Here is a 19275-nt window from a genome sequence, read left to right as displayed (position 1 = left end):
GTGCCTACATTGCCGTCCGCATGAACTTTACGTTGCCACGGTATTCGTGCGCGATCACGACACCCTTGAGCTCCGGCACATACTGCGCCGAGTTGAAGATGCCGTTGATGCGCTTCGACAGCGATCCGCCGGTGATGGCCGGCTCGTCGACCCACCAACTTTCGGCATGCACGCGTAACACACGAATCGTTGTGCCGCTGTTGAACATAACGAGGAACACATCGTTTGCTTCGTCGTACATAACACCGGGATAAGTCGCTTTGAGCGCCGCCGCGCCGAGTCCAGTGAACGTCACGTCGAGCAGTTTACCGTTGAGATCACGGACCATGGGCGAGGTACTGCCGACGATCAGCATGCGTTTGCGCAACGGATCGATGGCGGCGCCGGCATAGTTATCGGGGTTGTAACCGGTCGCATGTAAATTTACCCATTCGTTCGTCGCTTGCGTCCAACGCCACCAGCCGGCGTTGTAGCGAAAATAATAAACATCACCCGTCAGCGGATGCTTGGCGACAAGGCAACCGAACGGTTTGCCGCCGCCGGTGTAACGCGCGACGTATTCCGGCGGATCCCATTCGTTGCTCGTCAGGTTGAAACTGCAGGAATAACCGGCTTCGTAGGTATACGGCCAACCCGCCGGCGGTTGCGAAAACGCGCTCCAGCTGATGCCGCCAGTCGGCAAGATGAACAACCGATTGCGCTGCTCGATAAATTGCGACTGCCAGTACGTGTGTATCGATGCCGGCCGCTTGTCGAGGTAGTACGGCGTGTCACTGATGATGTGGTCGTGCGGTGTCGGCGCATGCAACTCGACCCAGCGCGGGTTTTCGTCGTTGAGTCGTAACGCGTCGACCTCGTTACCGGCGTAATCACCGTGACCGCCGCTCGGGCCGACGAGATAGACGCTGCCCTTGCGTTTCAACGCGGCACCGCACCAGGCGATGATTTTTGATTCCGGATTGCCGAGTGGCAACGGCCTCGGCTCGACGTTCACCAACGCCGTGCTCGGAATCGCATACCAATGCCATAGCGGCAAATTCGCCACCCAGGTTGGAATACGGGGTGACACGTCGGTGAAACCAACCTTACGTGCGGTCAATGCAAGCGCCATTGATCGTCCTCCCTAATTTTGTAATTTATTTATAAGCTGCGCGGTTTGACGCTCCACACAGGGTACTCGTCGGTAAACGACTTCACGATCTGATACCCGTTCGATGCACCGGTCATGCGCAGATAGGCCTCGCGCGCGCCCGGCACGTTGTAGTCGACGGCGTAAGCGACCGCCGGCTGCAAGTTGCCATAGTAACTGGAACCGTAGGGAAAATGACCACTACGTATATCGGTACCGGCGTCGCAATCGTTGGCCTTGTTCCACGTCGCCTGGTAAATCTGGCCCCAGTTTTGATACCAGGGGCCGGTGCCGCCGGCCCAATCAGGCTTATCGGTCGGTGCGGCGGCGATGATGTACGGTGCCGCGTCGCGATAACAAAACTCTTCCGGCCCGCCGTCGGCGGACAACGGCAAATCCACGTCCTGCATGTGGCCCAAGGTGCCGACGAAGAAATCTTGCATCCAAATGCCATCTTGAAAGACGCCGGTCAGGCCATAGTCGCCGGACGTTGTTGGGGGGTTCTTATTGTCGGTGTAGCTTTTTACCGCACCGCCACGTTACTGGATAGTTGATTTGGAACGAGCGAACGCGAATTGCCGACGAGAGGAACGCGGTTATGCCGGTCGCTCTCGAGACATAAAGATACCAACGCGGTATAGACAAGCGAGAGTTAGCGCGAAGTGATGATCGCTAATTGGAAGAACGATCAAAAAAATGCGAGACGACGTAACAAAGCCAAACCGCCACAAGAAACTTCGATTTGAATTTTCGATTTAAAAAAACTGCGGCGAACTTCAACCCTAACTAAACACAGACACCCGTTGGCCAACGGTTCAACTGTTGCTGCATATCACAGTAGAGGAATGGGCGATCTGTATCAGTACGATCTGACCCAACAAACCGTCAATTCGTCGCACGTGACGTCTGAAGAAAACCGTAAACCATCATCGTGTTGATTTCGGGGTCATTGCCATGCGACGAGGGAAGTCCCTTAGTGGCAACCGCAAACGGTGCTAATCGGTTTAGACTCACTCCAACCCCGCAAGGGTCCCGCTAGTTGCATCACTTAATCGACAACGAGAGGACAACATGGACGTCTTTAAACTACTCAAACAGGATCACAAAGAAGTAAAAGGTCTGTTCAAGAAACTGCAAAAAACGTCTGCCCAGAAAGCGCGCGAAAAAGGCCTGCAACAACTCGCGCTCGAACTCACGGTGCATACCGCCGTCGAGGAGGAAATTTTTTATCCGCGGCTACGCGAAGAAAAAAAACTGCGCGGAACGGTCAACGAATCCTACGAAGAGCACCATGTCGCGAAGCGGTTGCTAGAAGAGCTGGTGCAAACGCCGATCGAGGACGAGCGTTGGCAAGCGAAGTTATCGGTGCTGAAGGAAATGATCGAACACCACGTACAGGAAGAAGAGGACGAGCTGTTTCCGAAGGCCAGCCGCGCCCTCGGCAAGGAAGAGTCGAAAGCGTTAGGTCTACAGATCGAAGCGGCAAAGAAGCAACACCTGCAAGATTCCCGGAAGAACAAGGCGGCCGCACGGCTTAACGGTGATACCGAAGACAGTCGCGCACGCGCTTAAGTCGTAGGCGCGAGGTACACGCGTTGCCGCCGTCGAGTCGACGGAACAGGGCAGCGCGTGTGCCAACTCCTCCACTGGTAGTAGATATTCCAAACCCTGAATCAGATCGCGGCTGTATTTTTTGAAATGCAACCTGACCTTTGGTCTCGACTCCACGGCGCTAAAAAACTCCTATGCTCAAGTACCTTTTTACTCACTTCTTCGTGTTGGTCGCCGTATTGAAACCAACCGCGATCGGCGACGTCGCCTGATTGTTATCGTTGTACGGTGTATACCTGAGGTCGAGTTCGACGAAGCTGATAGTGATAACTTCGGTCGGACGATCCATGTCAGCGGCTTCACCGCCGACTTCGTACTTGCTGATAAGTGCCTTTTTCAAGTTATATTCCATGAACACGTCGGCGCCGACCCCCGAACCCGTTTTTGTTAAGTGGAGCATCACGTTCTTGCCAGTGCCGCAGCACGATTCCAGGAACAGCTTGGGCGAGGAGCTGTCCATTTTTTTCGTCAGGATCAGATCCGTGATTTTCGCGTTTGATGATTCACGGTCTCCCTGGGTCGAGGTGGCCGAGGTAATTCGACGACTCGTTCCCCAGGAAAACGAAACGATATCGATCCAATTTTTATGCCCGCTGTCCGAAGACTCGCCCCGTATACCTTCGTAACTCATAAACACCGACACATATCCTCTCTTGGTGCTGATGGTGAAAATGCATTGCTTTTTCTTTTTGGCGTCACTAACAGACCACCCTAAGGTACACTGGCTAAGCCAATGTATGGTTCATGCGATAGCGCGACGGTAGTTCGGTTAATCGCGATTTATCGGGTCCGTGATTCGTTGGTCTTCCCAATCCGCCTCTGGGTTGTTCCTGACAACATAGCTCGAAACGTTTTGGCCTAGATGTTTCAACTCATCAACGGCCTGTTTGCGTATGTCGCCGTGAGCCTTACGAGCGGCCTGTTTAAAATATTTCACGCCGCGCGGAACATCTTTGAATGACTTATCTGCGAAAGAATCATACGCATAAAACATCCCGAGATAGTAATCAGCCTTAGGGTTGCCCTGCGCCGACGCTCGCTGAAGCAGATCCAGTATCCGTTGATATTCCTCTGGTGTCGGCAACCGTAGATCTCGCATGTCGCCATTAGGATTGGCACCAATTTTAAATGCCGCTTCTACCTGCGCAATTGGGTCGCCACGAGCAGCGGCTTCTTCGTAAAGCGCTCGGGATTCATTCCAGGGATTCTTGGATGGGATAAGGGGGATATCACCATCTATTAGAGACGCAAGCGCCGTCGTCGCCTTTGTGCTGCCAGCGGCGCGGCCGAGACGGAATTCCTGGACGGCCTTGTTCTGGTTTTCATGGGTTTTTTCCTTGCCGCCGTAGATGCTCTGGAGAAGCAAGCGACCAAGATAGAAATGCACATCGGGGTCTTTAAAGTCTGCTGTTAGCAAAGCTTGGCAGGCGGCGATGCGGCGGTTGATTTCGTCTTCGAGATAAAAACCCGGTGTCAGCGCATTCTTAGAATGAGATGCATCAGATCGACACAACGTCCACTGGGCGTCCTGCGGCGAAGTAGTAGCCGCGCGGCAGCCGGCAGCGGCAAAAGTGAGAACCAAGGCCATTCGCGCAACCTTTATGCTAAAGCGCGACATGGTCAGGGTGCTCCTTGACTCTGTTGTTTCATCTGCTGTTTCCGCTTGTCCAATTGCATTCTGCAACCCGATAAAAATATATCGGATTTTCCTCGTTGAATTGTGGCAAGCAGGGAATTTTTGATTGCACCGAGTTTCTTTTGCAATTGTTCTATACGACTCCTCAGTTCGTTGCCTCTTTGTTTCATCGCATTCAAATTGCTCTCCTGGCGACGAATTTCATCATGCATCCTCTGGATGTCATTCGATAACGAGCCAGCCTGCGGTATATGAAACAAAACGGGATTCGAATGACAGAGAGGTCGCCAATCCAGGCGATAAGGAATAAGTGCATTGACCACTGTTGTCGTTCTCCCTGAACGTTTCTTTTTATGACACGCTTACGTCAACACACCAAGCATCGTGACAAACCTATTAGAAAGATTCAAGCCGTCGTCTATTGTCAGACCTCCTTAGCGGACACACCGGCTGGCGTGCGATAACTCCGGGCGTTACGCAGATTTCTGAAAGATCAAGGAAACGAATTGAGCAACACTTCCAGCGCGTCCAAGTCCAACGGTTTAACGAGATGCATGTCGAACCCGGCTTCGTGCGAACGTCGGCGGTCTTCTTGTTGACCCCAGCCGGATAACGCAACCAGTCGTAAATCGTTCACTCCATAATGCTGGCGCACGCGCCGTGCGACTTCATAGCCGTCCAACCCCGGCATACCGATGTCCAGTAACGCCATTGTCGGTTTGTAATGGGCAATTGCCTCGAGTGCCGACGCACCGTCGTACACGGTATGGACCTCGCTGCCCAACAGCTGCAGCAGCGTGCTCATACTATTGGCGACATCGCGATTATCGTCGACGACGAGTACACGCAACCGCCGCACCGCCGAAGGCATTGCCTGTATAGGTGCGGGTTTTGCTGTCACGCACACCCGGCCTTCGGCCGGCAACGGCAAGCGCACGACGATTTCCGTACCCTCGCCGGGCCCAGCGCTGCGCGCTTCGACGTTGCCGCCGTGCAACTGCACCAAGTCACGTACCAGCGTCAGGCCGATACCTAAACCGCCCTGCGCGCGTCGGCGCGAATGATCCGCCTGAGTAAACAGATCGAACACGTGCGGCAACACATCCGCCGGAATGCCGATGCCGGTATCGCGCACCGACACCACGACATCGTTACCCTCGCGTCGCATCGTTAACCAGATCTGCCCCGCCGTTTCGGTGTACTTGGCGGCGTTGTTGAGCAGATTAGCGAACACCTGCGTAAGGCGGACCGCATCGGCTTCCAGCACCAACGCTTCCTTCGGTAATTCAACATGCAGCTGATGATCGGCGGCATCGATTAGCGGCTTACTCGTTTCGATAGCGCCGCTAATGACCGTAGCGAGATCAACCGGATCTATACGTAACTCGATCTGACCACGAGTGATGCGCGACACTTCGAGCAGATCGTCGACCAAACGCACCATGTGCGCCACCTGACGATCCATCATTTGATGCACGCGCTCGGCCATCGGGCTCATGTCACCGGCGATTCGAAGAATGTTGAGCGAGTTGCGAATCGGTACGAGCGGATTGCGCAACTCGTGCGAAAGTGTCGCTAAAAATTCGTCTTTGCGGCGATCGGCATCGGTCAATGCTTGCTGCGAGGCGAGAATGTCGTTGATGTCGGCCGAGCTGCCGACATAACCGGTGCTGCGACCGGCAGCGTCGAGCCGCGGCTTTCCACGCGACTCGATCCAGCGCCATTGACCATCGCTGCGACGCACACGGCCACGCACTTGCAGCGCTGTACGTTGCTCAATGGCGCGGGTGAATTCGCCGACATATGCCTCCCGATCGTCCGGATGAACGATTGCCGCCCAATCGAATTCCACCGCTTGCTCGCGCGTAATACCGAAAAATTCGAGATACGTTTGGTTCAAGAACTCGATGCGGCCGGCGGCATCGATTACCCAGATGAGCATCGGCGAGCTATCGGCGGTCGTACGAAAACGCTCTTCGCTTTCGCGTAGCGCTTGCTCGACCCGAATCCGCTCGATAATGGCGATGGCCTGGTGGGCATACAGATCGAGCATGCGCAGTTCACGCTCCGACGGGCGATGGCACTGGCAAAAGTGGGTCGAGAGTATGCCAAGCAACTGACCGTCGCGACTTAACAGCGGCGTTGACTGCACCGCACGATAACCGGCGTTAACAGCGACTTGCCGGTGTACGATAAATTCCGGGTCTAATTGAACGTCCTCGACAATAACGCGTTGGCCTAACTGCAGCGCCCGCGCGCATGACGTGCTGTTATCGATCTTGATCACGCGGAAATGGTCGAGGAACTCTCGCTGGAAACCGCGCTGCACGGCAATTTCCAAGGCGTTTGTTTGCGGGTTATATAGTTGGATGTTGCCCATAGCCGCCCCAAGCATGGCGATGGCCGCGTCGAGCACTTCGTTCAACGCACTCGGCAAATCGGTAGTCAACAACAAGCGCGTGCTGAGCTCGTGCAATCGGCTCATCGCCTGCAACTCAGCGGCGAGTCGTGCCTCGCTCTGCTTGAGTGCCTCATTCGCCTGCTTACGTTCGGTGATGTCTTCGACCACCGCCACGGTGCGAAACGGCCGGCCACGCGCATCGTGGATCACCGACGCGGTGACCTGCGCCCAAACGATCGTTCCATCTTTGCGCAGTAGACGCTTCTCGACCGTAAACTCATCCAGCTCGCCGCGGGCGGCGCGCTCATACAACTCCAGGTTGGCATTGCGCTCGTCGGGATGCGTCACCTCGGCGAATGTCATTCCGCAAAGCTCGTCCGCGGTGTAACCGAGCATTTCCGTGAGCTTACGATTGACGCGAATGAATTTTTTCGTGGTCGCATCGGCTTGCGAAGCGCCGACCGCCGCCAGCTCGAAGAACGCGCGAAATTCCGCGGCATAGGCCTGCCACGCCATCTCCGCCCGTTTGCGCTGGCTAATGTTTTGGCCGACACCGAGCAACCGCGTGGGGATGCCGGTGGCATTGCGAATCACCGTGCCATGCGATGCCATCCATAAGAACACGCCATCGGCGCCCTGCACCTGATACTCCACGGCCATCGATCCGGTTTCGCGGATCGCCCGTTCGGTCGCTTGCTGCATACGTTCGCGGTCATCGTCATGGATCGCCGACTGCGCGCTACGCCAATTGAAAAAAACATCGGGCAGCTTGTCGTAACCGAACACCGGTGCAACGTTATCGGAATAGGTCACCGCTTCCGTCGTCAGATCCACATCCCAGGCGAACACCTGCGCCGCTTCGGTCGCCAACCGCATACGTTCTTCTGAATCGCGCAGCGCTTGTTCGTTGTACTCGCGGTCAGTGATGTCCTGCGCAAATAGCGCAACGCCGCCGGCCGACGTCGGATAAACGCGTACGGAATACCAGCGCTTCCACGGCTCGTAATAGTCCTTCACCGTCAGCGGAACCCGTTCGCTCATCACCCGCGAAATCGCCTGCGCTATGGGGCTGGCGTCACCCGTGCCTAGGAATGGCTGGTCGAACACGCGCCGACCGATCAATGTGTCGGCGTCGATGCCGTGCTCAGCGAACATCTTTTTCGCGCAGGCATTGAAGTAGCGATAACAACCGGCGACGTCGATCACTTGTACCGAGTCGCTGATGCTTTCGAGAATTTCGGTAACGCGCCGGTCGGACTCGCGGCGTACGCGCGCGATTTCCAAACACGTGGCTGCACGCGCGATCAACTCGCGCGCGGCGAAGGGATTGACGATGTAATCGTTGGCACCGACGCTCGCCGCCTGTTCACGCGCCATAGGGTCAGTGGGATCGGACAGCAAGATCACCGGGATCGCCGCCAAGCGGCTGTCGGCACGTAACTCGCGCAGGAGATCGATCCCACTTAGCCCAGACATCGCCGCGCCGGCAACGATTAAATCGGGCGGCTGCGCACGTATCGCGGCGAGCGCTTTTGCACCGTTGTCGACGTAGTCGACGTTCCAACGCGGCGCGAACAACGCGCGGACATCGTTGCGGATACGATCGTCGGCGATGGCGAGCAATATCCGCGCCGGCATTTTTGCCAGCGACACCTCGTTCGCAGCGGATGTCCGATCGGTCGAGCGTCGTCGCGGCGGCGAGAGTGATTGCAACTGCACGCGACTTCCATTTTGCGACTCGATGTTCATCGGTAATGTCCCCAAATGCATTTGACGCCACGGAACGGCGTCAACCTGATTGGCACCACAAGGTATTGCTAGGGGCTTGACTAAGCAACACCACGCAACCAAACGTCTGACGACGGCGGCCAATCACCAGATAAAAGTTCGGGGAATTCTACAGGACGGAGCCTTCTTATTTACATATTATTTACATGGTTTACAAAAAAAGTAGCAGGCCGTTAACGGCCCGCTACCGCATCTTGTAATAACTACTGCTTCTTTTCGATATCGCGCCCGTCCGGAGTGACGCCGCGATCGGGGCTGAAATGAATGCCGTTAAAGTCTTTGTTGATGGCATTCATCTGTTCCGGCGTTAGCGTCGGTGCGTGGGCCGGCTTCTGACCATATTTAATGATGCGGTCGATGTCCTTTTTCGCCGGCGCACGCGTTTCATATAGGCCGGCTTGCGCCTCTTTTTTCAACCGCGCTGGGCTCAACGCGCCGCGCTTGGTCGGCGTTGCCAACAGCCGCTCAGCCGATTTGCCGGTGACGGCGATAAGGTGACCCTTGATGCCATCGACGGTAGCAACCTCGAGCGCGTTGCTGCCGAAACGTACTTGGCCTTGTTGCAGTTGCAGCTCCGCTTTGAGCGGGACGTGCAGCAAGTCGCCGGTGCGTAACGTGGTTTTCGGCGCGAGTGTCACCCACTTGTAGTCGGGTCCCCGCAGCAGGCGCACCCCTTTAGCGCCGGTGACCGTCGCGCCTTCGCCCCACAACGCGAGCACGCCGGAATCGTGAACGTCGGCCGGCAGGCGGCCACAAGCATTGATACCGCTAGCGCTGCGCGGGTCGCACGTCGGCGTCAGCAGCCGGCAAGCGTCTGCGCTCGGTTTCTGCAAGCAGCGCTCGACCGCCAGGCTCGGACGTTGCACATGACCACACATTCCGGTCGGGCACAACGACTCGACACGGTCGCGAACAACATCGAGTGTGCTGGCGGTACTAGTGTTCGCCGCCGCGATTAGGATCAACGGCGTCCGACTCACCAGGTCGAGCGAGCTGCGCGCGAGCGGTGCGTTCAGCGCCGACAACCGTGTCGCCGGTCGCAATTCTGGAATACGCGGACCCGGATCGATTTGCGGAATAATTTCGATCGGCGTGAATGGACCCGGATCGAGCGCGATCAAAATGTCAGTATCGATCCACGGCCGCAGGCGCCGCACCGCCGGCCGCACGCTGCGGTCCTGGCAGGCAACCGTGTGACCCATGCTCGACAACTTGCCGCGCCAGTAGCCGCACGATGCCGGGAAACCGCAGGTCTCGCCGGGCATGCATACCGTCAGCCGCGGCGGATCGGGCATGTTGTTATCCGAGTAGCCGCGCGGAGTGACGTTACTTAGCAGAAACTCCGGCGTCTTCACCAGAACGCCGCAACCTTCGCGCAACTTGCCGAGCAACTGTGGCGCCGTGAGCGCCGACGTCGGCGTATTGAGATCGGCGCCACCGGCAACGGCAATGCCTTGGTTCAACAAGGCGATCAACGCCTGTTCTTCGGTCTTGGCGCCGGCAACACCGACGAGCGCCGACGGCAATGCCCGTTCGATCGTCGGATCCTGAATCATACGATCCTTCAGGATCGACCATGCTTCACCGAGCGTGACCGGCGCATCCGGGTTAGCAGCGTTGTGCGCATTAATATCGTCGACCAGCTTATCGACCCAATCGGTCGCACCGACGGCGCGACCGGTCTTGTTGCAAAGACCGGCTTGCGATTCCAACGCCAGCAACGATTGGAAGTTAACGCCGTTAAATCCAGAAGCACCCGGCGAGAAGTATTGACCGAGATCGGCATCGAGCGGCGACGGATAGCCACCGCCGGGGAAATGCTGCGGCTGCTTCCAAGCGAGCGTGCTCGCAACCGTGCGTAAAACCGTGTTCACTCGGTAACGATTCACTAACTCGCCTTGGCCGTTGAATTTCTGATGCGCCGGCGGATTCGGATTACTCACGTCGGTCGGATCGGCCAGGATCCACGGATCGAGCAACGGCTGCAGTTTATAGGCGTTGTCGAGCTGACTGATCGTCGGTGCACGGCGTGCGAACCAATTGGAGCCCATCATCTTGGTCAGCACCGTCTTCAGCGACCAATGGTTCGGTACGAATTCGTATTCGGTGAGATTCCACAGCATGTCACGCTGCTCGGCGGTGCGCGAGAAGCCGTGGTCGATGGTCAGACGATAACCGTTGACCGACATCCAGATTCCGTCAACCACATTGGCCGCGGTGAGGAAGGCGAGCGCTTCGTCCGGATTCACATCCGGGATCGTGCTGGTGTTGCAATTGGCGGTGCTGATGCTGTGCGCGCCGGCGGTGATCCAAGCATCGATCGTCGTTTTGTCGGCGGCCGCTAGGCCGCCGCCCGGCGGCATGCGCGGCGGATAGGCGCCGGCGTTGATGCGGCGCGACAACTCGGACTGCGCGGTGTTACCGGGCACGACACGCTTCGCCAGTGTCGAGCTGCCCGCTTGGGTGTTGACGTTAACAATTTGCGCGGCCGGATCCGCCGACAGATCCATACCGCCCGACGGCGACGGACCGCTGTGACAACCGACGCAGTTGGACGAAAAGATGGCGACGACGTCGCAATACTGTTGTTGATCCGGCGGCAACAACGGCGCCGATGCCGGGAAACGTTCGTAACCGTCGCTGAGACTGGTGATGCCTTGGCGCAGCGCCGCCTCGAGTTCCCACAACGACACCTTCGGATTCATCGCGCCGTTTAAGCTGCCGAAGCCGGCGTTCGGATTATTCGGCGCACCGGCACCGAGCGTCTGGAAGCCTTGATGGGTGACGGTGCTGTTGTTGGCGGCCGCTGGCGTTGCGGTATCAGTGGCGCAGGAATCGGCCATACCCCATGGCCGGATGCCGAACGCACCACCGGCGGGTTTGCGCACATCGCCGCGCATGATCGGCTTTAGCCGTTCACTAACAGCGGCGGCATCGTAGTAGTTACCGAACAGGGCTTTTTCCGGATGACCAGGAATGGTCCACAAGCGCCGCCAAGTGATGTTGCCGCTACCGTCGGTCTTGTTCGACGTGGAGTAAGTGGGATTGTGGCAACGCAAACAGGTCGGATCGCGATTCAGATAAACGCGCTCCAACGAATCGGCGAGCTCGGCAGTACCGCCGCTACTGCCGGCGCGACGCATCGATAGCGTGAACAGATTGGCGCGATAGATGACCGACAAGTCGTCGATCAACACCGCCGAGCGTACGAGATCGGTCATGTTCCATGCCGGCGTCGGCGCACCGGCCGCGGCCGGTGTGTGATCGCGCACCCAGGTCGCGATCGCCGGGTCTGGATTAGCGCGCGTCGGCGCACCCCAACAGTTGCTGTCCTGCGCCGCTAAACCACCGTCGGGATCGCGCTGCATCTTGATGATGTCAATGATGGTGTCGGTCCAATGATCGACGTAAGCGTTGTCCTTCATCAACATACGGGCGGCAACGTCGCGGCCGAGCAAGGTGCTGACGTCGGCGACGACTTCAACTTCGTCGACGCCGAACGCGCGGCGCCCGAGCACCACCGGGATTGCCTCGCGCGCGAAGCTGGCGTTGCCCTCGTCGTCCTTTGGTGGGTTCGGGAAGCAACCGGCGATGTTGACGAGCGCAGTGACCAGCACCAGCCATGCCGCCGAGCGCAACGAGAACGTCCGTGTGTGCATGTCGCGTTTTGCGTGTTTAGAGACCAAGGATCCATCCTCTCAATCGATCGCGTATGCCTGCCTCGGTGGCGATGCCGTCGCGCAGCACATCGCTGAAATCCGAGAACCGGAAATTGCCTTCGGCGAACGGGTCGATGCCCGCCGCCAGCAACAATGCGCCGCGCACGTCGGTCGGCGTATACCGATGGGTGGCGACGGTGACACCGGTGTTGTCGATCGCGCCGCGGATGCTGGCGCCGCCGTTGAGCGGCCCACCGATGAGCGTCGTCACGTAGCCTTGCGGCCAATGATCGCGGCCGTTGTTGCCGTTGATGTTGGGCGTGCGGCCGAATTCCGAGTTGATGATGACCATCGTGTCGTCGAGATTCAGCGTGCCGGTCGGGTTGTTGACCGGGTGATGGATGATGTCGGCGAGGTGATGCAACACGTTGTAGAAATTGGCGCTGGTGTTCAGTAAATGCATTTGCGAACCATCGCCGTGTGTGTCGTAGGTGCCGGTCAAGCCGGAGTCGATGGTGCACACGTAACGCGCCGGACCGGACGACAATAGCGACGCCGCCGCGTGCAACATCGTCTTCGCCTGCGGCACCGTGCCGGCGGTCGCCGCTGGATGCGTCGGGCAAACGTGCTCGTCGGTGTCGATCACCAGCATGTTGCCGGGGACCAGCGCCTGTAACGACGGTGCATCGTCGAGTAGCTCCGACGCCACCCAGTAGCCGTCGAAACCGGACGAACGCACCGGATCGCCGGCGCCGCGGAAGCGCAACCGATCGCGGTATTCGTGTCGCAGCGACAGCAGCAGCGAGTCCGATTCGGCGGTGATGCCGGTACGCGCTAAATTGTTGACGAAGGCGTTGGTGTTTTGGATTTGAATCACCAGCGGCCGGGTGAAGCCGGGATGGGTACCGGTGGTGGCGGCGTTGTTGGCGGTAAAGGTGGTATTACGGTGCAGGACGTACGACACCGGCAGTACCTGCGACGAGTTCACCACGCGCGCGCGGCGCTGCACCGCCGCGCCGGTACCGGCACGACGCGGATTACCGAGCCGTAAACCGGCAAGCGCGAACGGAATCGCCGCTTCATGGGGCGCCAGCTCGTGGTACTGCGTGATCATGCGACAACGCGGCAGGATGTCGTTGCGCCGATACAGCGGCTTGGCCGGCGCGCCCCAATAAATATTTCCGCCACCGGATTGAGCGGCAAACAATTGCGCGTTGGTCGGCGCCGACGGAATTGCCGGCGCTTGGCACGGCGACTGCGCGGTGTTTGCGCCCCAATTCAATAAATTCAGCGGCAATGTGCCGATGCCGTAATCGGCAAAATTCGGCGCCGCCGCGTTACCCGGTAACCACAAGGTCTCCCACGGCGAAGCGCCGGCATGCAAATAGATTTCGAGAATTTTGTAACCGGGATGGGTCGCGCAAGTCCAACCGCCGACGCTGCCGGGAATGGCACCCCAGTCACCGACATCGCACGGCGGCGCCGCTTGCGCGTTGCGTATCCATGAGCTGAGTCCGGCGGTACCGACCGCGAGCTGGGCGCCCGCCATGCCAAGGACTTTCAGAAACCGGCGCCTTCCATGCCTCACTGTCATTGTCCTTCCTTACGCGGTTAGGGATCCGTTGGTATCCTTCGCGCTGATCGAGCTCTGGCGACATCGCGCGCGCGAGTGTGAACATCGAATCAGTCGTGCACGGTACACCCGCGTGGGATAAGGCGGTCAACATGTCTTTGGTCGTAGTACTAACGTACGCAGCGATCACAAAAAAAATTGCGTAGTCTTGCGAAGCGCTGAACACCAGCGCGGTACCTGTCATTTCTTACAGGTATCGTGCGCGAAAACGTCGTCGGTATCGTCGGTTTTAACTACCCTGTCAGTTTGTACAGCTATGACGCTCCTCAACCAAATCGTTTCATGTCGCCCGTTACTTTCAACGGGAACGATCATGGAATTGGTAGCGGCGCGCAGCAGCGACAACAGTATCAAGCACAACGACATGCCGAAGATGTTCGAATTGCGTTACCGCGTCTTTCGGCAGCGGTTGCAATGGGACGTAGCGACAAACGGCCGCTACGAGCAGGACGACTACGATAGAGACGATACGGTTTACGTCATCGCCCGCACACCGCAGGGCGACATCGACGGTTGTTGTCGGTTGTTGCCGACAACCGGGCCCTACATGCTCAAAGATACTTTCCCCGAATTGCTGCAAGGACGGCCGGCGCCGTCCGATCCGTCGATCTGGGAGATCAGCCGCTTTGCCACCAGCTCGCGCGATAAAGGCGACGGCGCTCGGTTTTCCGATACGCCGGTACGGCTGATCGATAAGCTCGTTGAATTCGGCGCGGCAGCCCATATCTCCAGCTTTGTATTTGTGACGACGGTCGCGTTCGAACGACTGTTGCGCCATCTTGGACTAATCTGTCCGCGGTTAGCACCACCGATGCAAATTGGTATCGAGAAAACCGTCGCCCTGCAATTGAACGTCAACGCTCACACGATCGGTACGCTTGCCTGGCGCCTACGTCCGACCCAATCGATGAAAAGCGCTTGATCTCGAATGAAGACGCTTGGCATTGCGGTATCGGCCGCCGGCGAGTCATGGATTGCCGCACGCCTATCGATGCTGCGCATCGATTACTTTGACAGCCGTACGGCGTGCGACATTACCGCCTACGAGCTCGTGCTAGTTGAAGAACAGCAGGGATATCGTATCTCGCGTACGATCAAAGACATCTTAGAAGCGGCAGAACGCCATACTATTCCGGTCGTTTTTTTCTCGACGCGCCCGCCGTTGCAGGTGGTATGGAGTCCCGACTGCGAACTGTCCCGAGACAAGAACGGCGAGCACCTCTTGCGCTGCGCACGCTATCGACAGGTTGTGCCGTCGTTACGCACGAAACAAAACACGGACGACGAAACAGCACCAACCACGTTGGTCTATTTAGGTTCGTAACGCTCGACCGTTACGGTCGGATTAATCCCATATGGATCGCGCGCGCAACCGCTTGCCGGCGATTGGTCGCTTGCAGTTTTTTGGTGGCATTGGCCAAGTGGAACACGATAGTACGCTCGGACAACCGCAAAATCGCCGCTGTCTCCCACGCGGTTTTGCCGGAAGCAGCCCACGTAAGACATTCGGTTTCGCGCACGGTTAATTTATCGTGAGTGACCATGATGTTCTGTTGCGCAAACACCAACCGCCGAACCGCTTCGTGTACATAGCCAGCGAGCACTTGTGCGCCGGCGATTGCAGGCGTCAGCTCGTCGTTGGCTTTTTTATGGGATATCGAACTGGCGACGCTCAAGACCGCCGTCTCTCCCGGCATGCCGCGCAACGGAAACGAAACACCGGTCCGCAATCCATGACTCTTGGCATCTTCCCACAACGCCCGGCGCGCCGGCGTATCGAAGAGTTGGTCACTCCATCGCATCGGTAGAATGCGTGGCTGTACCAAACAACCCGAAACGATGGGATCGATATCGATGTAGCCGGCAGCGTTGTAATGTTCCCACCACTGCTTCGAATAACCGCTGAGTACAAACTGAAACGGCCTGGAATTGGCGAGATGCGCACGGAAGCCGTAAATGAATTTGTCGAAACCGAGGGTGGCAACTAGCTTTTTTATTTCCTGATGAAGCCCGTCCAGCGTATCCGCCTGTAGCAACGATTCTAATTTTTCAAACGTAAGTACAAATTCCATCTCCCCAGCTCCCCTAATTTTTATAAACGTCGTCGCGCCTTATATCGGGTGCGAAGTTTGACCACATCGGATTTAGGGTCAAGTGGCCAAATTGCCACAGCGCTATTACGCTCATATGATCCCACGCGTGGCCGAACTTGCTGCTCGCCACTCACTCCAATTATTTATTGGGAATTAATGACAGGAGGCGTCATGGAACTACCGACCACCGCCGATAGAGTGCCGCAACATACGTCCGACGTGACGAATCACGCGTTACGGTTGTCGACCAAGAAGGATTTGGCCTATTACCGCGACCATCCGCAGGAAATCGATCAACGCCTGCAGGTGTTGGAGAAGGAATGGGATATCGAGCGTGCGCTTGAAGCCAATGCGGCATCGGTCATTTTGGCCGGCGTCGGTTTAGCGGTGTTTGTGAGTCGTCGCTTCTTGTTCGTGCCCGGCATCGTCGCGGGATTTTTATTGCAGCACGCGCTACAGGGCTGGTGTCCGCCGCTGCCGCTCTTGCGGCGCTTGGGCTTTCGCACCGAGCGCGAGATCGATGGCGAACGGCAAGGACTCAAAACGATCCGTCGACGAACCCAAGAAGGGCGCTCCGACTATCAACCGGGGGCACGAAGCGACAACACTACGGTTCCGCATTAACAAGTAGATGACACCGGCCGCACTATTCTTTTTTTCGAACAAGACGTGCTGCTAGAAAAAAGCCCTTGGTATGGCCGTCCACTTCACCGTTGAGAAAATCGACGTAGTAGATGAGCGGCGGTAACTCCTTGATGGCGGTGACGCTCCAATACGGCGCTCCTTCACCCAGGTTTTTGACGTTCGGAAATATGACTGTATTTATCGCCGGATTGCTGCAATCGTGTTCAACAATGCTGTAGAGCTCTTCGATGGTTGGTACGCGCCAACCGTTACCGAGCTTTTGGGCGGCTTGTTTGGCTTCCTCCAAATACAACAGTTTCGCCGTGCCGACACATCCGGCGTCTTTTTTCCAAGTGGTGCCCAGGCTACAGCGGCTCCACGTTAATTTTGTCTTTTGATCGAATGCCTCGCCTTCACGGAGGATGAAGCGTGATGTGGGAGTACTTGCCGGTTTATTTTTATTGCAAGCCCCCAGAGCAATGCCTGAATTGCAGCATGCAATAACGAGGAAATAAATAATAAGTCTAGTCATAGCTAGGGCAATCGGCCGTGTTGTTTAGCAACGCTAGACTAGGCTGGATCCAACATCGGCGCGATCCGCATTTCACACGATTGCGCCATCGCTAGACTGATGCCGGGGAGATCGACCTCGGTGGTGAATTTGATCGGCGCGACGAACAAGCCCAGCGTTTGGCGCGTGCCCAGGGTCATTATCAACATCGCAGCGGCAAGCAACGTGGTGCCAAGGAATCGGTAGCGAATGTTTTGCGGGCGGAGACGCGATATCAAGCGTCCGGGAATTCTTTAATGAATTAATGACTCAGGATGCCAGGTAATACCGAGGACAGTAGAAACCCGAAAGGAGCAGTTAAAAACAAAAGTCCGCGCTCGGCGGCCTTTCGATTTACTGCGGAATTGCTGGTTACTTAAAGCGCGATGACGGACTAGTTTGAGGGACTAACTGGGAATTAAAAACTCAGTCGTATAATTTTAAAAACTCGTCGATAACATAGGTCGCTGCGCTTTTCCGCAATACAGGGATATTATTTCGAGTTTACTGCACCCGCTCGATCACCACGCCCTTCACGTTATCAATGGCGGCACCAAACGATTCCTTGGCAGCGACCAGGCCAAGGGCAACGATCTGGTTTTGGCTTTGATCGATCGACGCGTCGACCGGCAGTCGGATGACGAGCATGCCGTCGGCGGAGATGGCGATCGTCAGGTTGGCGGAACCGCCGCCCGGTAACTGAACGGTGACGTTTGCGGTCGTGCCGCCAAGCAAAGAAATCGAAACTACGAAAGTGACTGATTACGAAGACAACGTCACCTTCCTCAAGACCGCCCTACCTATTGTTTCGTTTGCCCTCTTTGACACGGTGCATGACGGTAAGCAACTTCGCTGCATCATTGCCGTCGCGCGTGACGTTTGTACAACTGACGTACTTTGTGGTTGCGTTAGGCAGTGTTAAAATTTTCTAAGCCGATGAATATATTTTGTTATCTCGTTTTGGAAAAATTTAGAATCGGGTTGACGCAATATATTGCGTCATTTAGGGCAGCTACTTTTAGGCTACCAAGGCACTTCGTTGAAAGATCAACTTCTTCGCAATGCAGAAGAAATAAACCGTCTTCATAGACGTATCCACGATACGTTTAAAGAGAAAAACAAGAACGAACATAAAAAACGTGAATGGCAACAAGCCTGTAAGGAGTTTCACGAACGATACCCAACGCTCGCATTTCCCGGTGGGCTTAATGGCGCGTATGAAAGAATTCTGACCGGTGAATCAGGAGCCGTAGAAGCGGCACTATTTTTCCTGGAATGCAGGCCATATTTCTTTCGATCCGGCTACATATTTAAGGACATCCTACGTAAGCTTAAGAAAGCACCGCTACATGGCGAACAACGAAGCCGCTTTGAAGTAGTGCTAGAAAAATACAATGAATACAGAAAACAAAGGCAGAGAAGCGCCTAACCCGACGTTCAACCGGACGCGGGGCGTCGACGGCGTAATATTTTGTTTCAGTGGCCCCCGCCGGTTAACTTTGCGTTATGTTTCAAGAACCGCATGATCACCATACGAGCGTTTGAAGAATCAGACTGGCCGCAACTTTGGAAGCTGATTGCGCCTGTCTTCCGTGCTGGAGAGACCTACGCGTTCTCACCTGACATCACGGAAGTCGAAACGCGCAAAGTTTGGGTGGAGACTCCATCTGCCACATACGTCGCGGAGGCGGTGGACGGTTCAGTGGTTGGAACCTACTACCTCAAGCCAAACCAGCCGGGTTTAGGATCTCATGTGTGCAATTGCGGCTACATCGTCGGCAAAAATGCCCGCGGGAATGGCGTGGCATCGCTCATGTGTGAACATTCACAACGCGAAGCAAGACGCTTTGGTTTTCGTGCCATGCAATTCAATTTGGTCGTCTCAACCAACGAAGGCGCGGTTCGTTTGTGGAAAAAGTTGGGATTTGAAGTAGTGGGCACGTTACCAAGTGGATTTAAGCATTCGAAACTGGGCTACGTGGACGCTTTCGTCATGCACAAGCAGCTTGAAATCGGGTAAGGGCCGGCATCTAACCGGCCCTCCCCACACCACCTAGCATGCGGGTCCGCACTAGGCGGTTGAAGCAGGGTAATGAAAACGAGTCCACTGGTCTTTGATCGACACCAACCCTTGTTCCTTGAGCCACGCGT

18 protein-coding genes are annotated in these 19275 nt (G+C 56.5%); 6 read left to right on the top strand and 12 right to left on the bottom strand.

Going from position 1 to position 19275, the window contains the following annotated elements; translation table 11 throughout:
* Window positions 1–4: 4 nt before the first annotated feature.
* Together HY308_14295 and HY308_14290 are read right to left on the bottom strand one after the other, a co-directional pair.
* Complete coding sequence (locus tag HY308_14295; protein MBI3899444.1) at window positions 5–1111, bottom strand: hypothetical protein; 1107 nt, start codon at window positions 1109–1111, stop codon at window positions 5–7.
* A 29-nt stretch (window positions 1112–1140) separates the two neighbouring features.
* Window positions 1141–1572: a hypothetical protein gene (locus tag HY308_14290; GenBank protein ID MBI3899443.1), complete on the bottom strand. Its 432-nt coding sequence runs from the start codon at window positions 1570–1572 to the stop codon at window positions 1141–1143.
* A 628-nt stretch (window positions 1573–2200) separates the two neighbouring features.
* Between HY308_14290 and HY308_14285 the strand changes: the two genes are divergently transcribed.
* Window positions 2201–2701 carry a hemerythrin domain-containing protein gene (locus HY308_14285; protein MBI3899442.1) on the top strand — a complete coding sequence of 167 codons (501 nt, stop codon included), beginning with the start codon at window positions 2201–2203 and terminating at the stop codon, window positions 2699–2701.
* Window positions 2702–2894: 193 nt separating this feature from the next.
* On the opposite strand, the gene HY308_14280 is transcribed toward HY308_14285, so the two are convergent.
* The 6 genes from HY308_14280 to HY308_14255 form a co-directional block, all read right to left on the bottom strand.
* Window positions 2895–3371, bottom strand: coding sequence for a type VI secretion system tube protein Hcp (locus tag HY308_14280; GenBank protein ID MBI3899441.1), 477 nt, complete (start codon window positions 3369–3371; stop codon window positions 2895–2897).
* 138 nt (window positions 3372–3509) lie between these two features.
* Window positions 3510–4358, bottom strand: a complete 849-nt coding sequence (locus tag HY308_14275) for a sel1 repeat family protein (GenBank protein ID MBI3899440.1) — start codon at window positions 4356–4358, stop codon at window positions 3510–3512.
* Window positions 4359–4360: 2 nt separating this feature from the next.
* Complete coding sequence (locus HY308_14270) at window positions 4361–4699, bottom strand: hypothetical protein (GenBank protein MBI3899439.1); 339 nt, start codon at window positions 4697–4699, stop codon at window positions 4361–4363.
* Window positions 4700–4869: 170 nt separating this feature from the next.
* Window positions 4870–8526: a PAS domain S-box protein gene (locus HY308_14265; protein MBI3899438.1), complete on the bottom strand. Its 3657-nt coding sequence runs from the start codon at window positions 8524–8526 to the stop codon at window positions 4870–4872.
* 242 nt (window positions 8527–8768) lie between these two features.
* Window positions 8769–12224, bottom strand: a complete 3456-nt coding sequence (locus HY308_14260) for a hypothetical protein (protein ID MBI3899437.1) — start codon at window positions 12222–12224, stop codon at window positions 8769–8771.
* Window positions 12225–12240: 16 nt separating this feature from the next.
* Complete coding sequence (locus HY308_14255) at window positions 12241–13818, bottom strand: DUF1501 domain-containing protein (protein MBI3899436.1); 1578 nt, start codon at window positions 13816–13818, stop codon at window positions 12241–12243.
* 352 nt (window positions 13819–14170) lie between these two features.
* Here HY308_14255 and HY308_14250 point away from each other — a divergent pair, with 352 nt between their 5' ends.
* Both HY308_14250 and HY308_14245 read left to right on the top strand, forming a co-directional pair.
* Complete coding sequence (locus HY308_14250; GenBank protein ID MBI3899435.1) at window positions 14171–14779, top strand: GNAT family N-acetyltransferase; 609 nt, start codon at window positions 14171–14173, stop codon at window positions 14777–14779.
* Window positions 14780–14785: 6 nt separating this feature from the next.
* Window positions 14786–15181, top strand: a complete 396-nt coding sequence (locus HY308_14245; protein MBI3899434.1) for a hypothetical protein — start codon at window positions 14786–14788, stop codon at window positions 15179–15181.
* 10 nt (window positions 15182–15191) lie between these two features.
* On the opposite strand, the gene HY308_14240 is transcribed toward HY308_14245, so the two are convergent.
* Window positions 15192–15929 (bottom strand): LuxR family transcriptional regulator, encoded by a 738-nt coding sequence (locus HY308_14240; GenBank protein ID MBI3899433.1) that lies wholly within the window; start codon window positions 15927–15929, stop codon window positions 15192–15194.
* A 192-nt stretch (window positions 15930–16121) separates the two neighbouring features.
* On the opposite strand from HY308_14240, the gene HY308_14235 reads away from it, so the two are divergent.
* Window positions 16122–16574 (top strand): DUF2892 domain-containing protein, encoded by a 453-nt coding sequence (locus HY308_14235; GenBank protein ID MBI3899432.1) that lies wholly within the window; start codon window positions 16122–16124, stop codon window positions 16572–16574.
* A 22-nt stretch (window positions 16575–16596) separates the two neighbouring features.
* On the opposite strand, the gene HY308_14230 is transcribed toward HY308_14235, so the two are convergent.
* From HY308_14230 to HY308_14220, 3 genes are all read right to left on the bottom strand, one after another.
* Entirely contained in the window at window positions 16597–17106 is a 510-nt protein-coding gene (locus HY308_14230; GenBank protein MBI3899431.1) for a DUF1566 domain-containing protein, read from the bottom strand.
* A 38-nt stretch (window positions 17107–17144) separates the two neighbouring features.
* Window positions 17145–17363, bottom strand: coding sequence for a hypothetical protein (locus HY308_14225; GenBank protein MBI3899430.1), 219 nt, complete (start codon window positions 17361–17363; stop codon window positions 17145–17147).
* Between the two features lie 265 nt (window positions 17364–17628).
* Window positions 17629–17859 (bottom strand): hypothetical protein, encoded by a 231-nt coding sequence (locus HY308_14220; protein ID MBI3899429.1) that lies wholly within the window; start codon window positions 17857–17859, stop codon window positions 17629–17631.
* A gap of 304 nt (window positions 17860–18163) precedes the next feature.
* Here HY308_14220 and HY308_14215 point away from each other — a divergent pair, with 304 nt between their 5' ends.
* Both HY308_14215 and HY308_14210 read left to right on the top strand, forming a co-directional pair.
* Entirely contained in the window at window positions 18164–18553 is a 390-nt protein-coding gene (locus tag HY308_14215) for a hypothetical protein (GenBank protein MBI3899428.1), read from the top strand.
* A gap of 93 nt (window positions 18554–18646) precedes the next feature.
* A complete protein-coding gene (locus tag HY308_14210) occupies window positions 18647–19144 on the top strand; it encodes a GNAT family N-acetyltransferase (GenBank protein ID MBI3899427.1) in 498 nt (165 codons plus the stop codon).
* The last annotated feature ends 131 nt before the right edge of the window (window positions 19145–19275 follow it).

The sequence above is a fragment of the Gammaproteobacteria bacterium genome, from assembly GCA_016199745.1.
Classification (GTDB): domain Bacteria; phylum Pseudomonadota; class Gammaproteobacteria; order Acidiferrobacterales; family Sulfurifustaceae; genus JACQFZ01.
This window is presented reverse-complemented; position numbering and strand designations above follow the sequence as displayed.

Coding starts and splice junctions, on each gene's coding strand:
- HY308_14295 (MBI3899444.1), bottom strand. CDS start 1,111: ATGGCGCTTGCATTGACCGCACGTAAGGTTGGTTTCACCGACGTGTCA.
- HY308_14290 (MBI3899443.1), bottom strand. CDS start 1,572: ATGCAAGATTTCTTCGTCGGCACCTTGGGCCACATGCAGGACGTGGAT.
- HY308_14285 (MBI3899442.1), top strand. CDS start 2,201: ATGGACGTCTTTAAACTACTCAAACAGGATCACAAAGAAGTAAAAGGT.
- HY308_14280 (MBI3899441.1), bottom strand. CDS start 3,371: ATGAGTTACGAAGGTATACGGGGCGAGTCTTCGGACAGCGGGCATAAA.
- HY308_14275 (MBI3899440.1), bottom strand. CDS start 4,358: ATGTCGCGCTTTAGCATAAAGGTTGCGCGAATGGCCTTGGTTCTCACT.
- HY308_14265 (MBI3899438.1), bottom strand. CDS start 8,526: ATGAACATCGAGTCGCAAAATGGAAGTCGCGTGCAGTTGCAATCACTC.
- HY308_14260 (MBI3899437.1), bottom strand. CDS start 12,224: ATGCACACACGGACGTTCTCGTTGCGCTCGGCGGCATGGCTGGTGCTG.
- HY308_14255 (MBI3899436.1), bottom strand. CDS start 13,818: ATGACAGTGAGGCATGGAAGGCGCCGGTTTCTGAAAGTCCTTGGCATG.
- HY308_14250 (MBI3899435.1), top strand. CDS start 14,171: ATGGAATTGGTAGCGGCGCGCAGCAGCGACAACAGTATCAAGCACAAC.
- HY308_14245 (MBI3899434.1), top strand. CDS start 14,786: ATGAAGACGCTTGGCATTGCGGTATCGGCCGCCGGCGAGTCATGGATT.
- HY308_14240 (MBI3899433.1), bottom strand. CDS start 15,929: ATGGAATTTGTACTTACGTTTGAAAAATTAGAATCGTTGCTACAGGCG.
- HY308_14235 (MBI3899432.1), top strand. CDS start 16,122: ATGGAACTACCGACCACCGCCGATAGAGTGCCGCAACATACGTCCGAC.
- HY308_14230 (MBI3899431.1), bottom strand. CDS start 17,106: ATGACTAGACTTATTATTTATTTCCTCGTTATTGCATGCTGCAATTCA.
- HY308_14210 (MBI3899427.1), top strand. CDS start 18,647: ATGATCACCATACGAGCGTTTGAAGAATCAGACTGGCCGCAACTTTGG.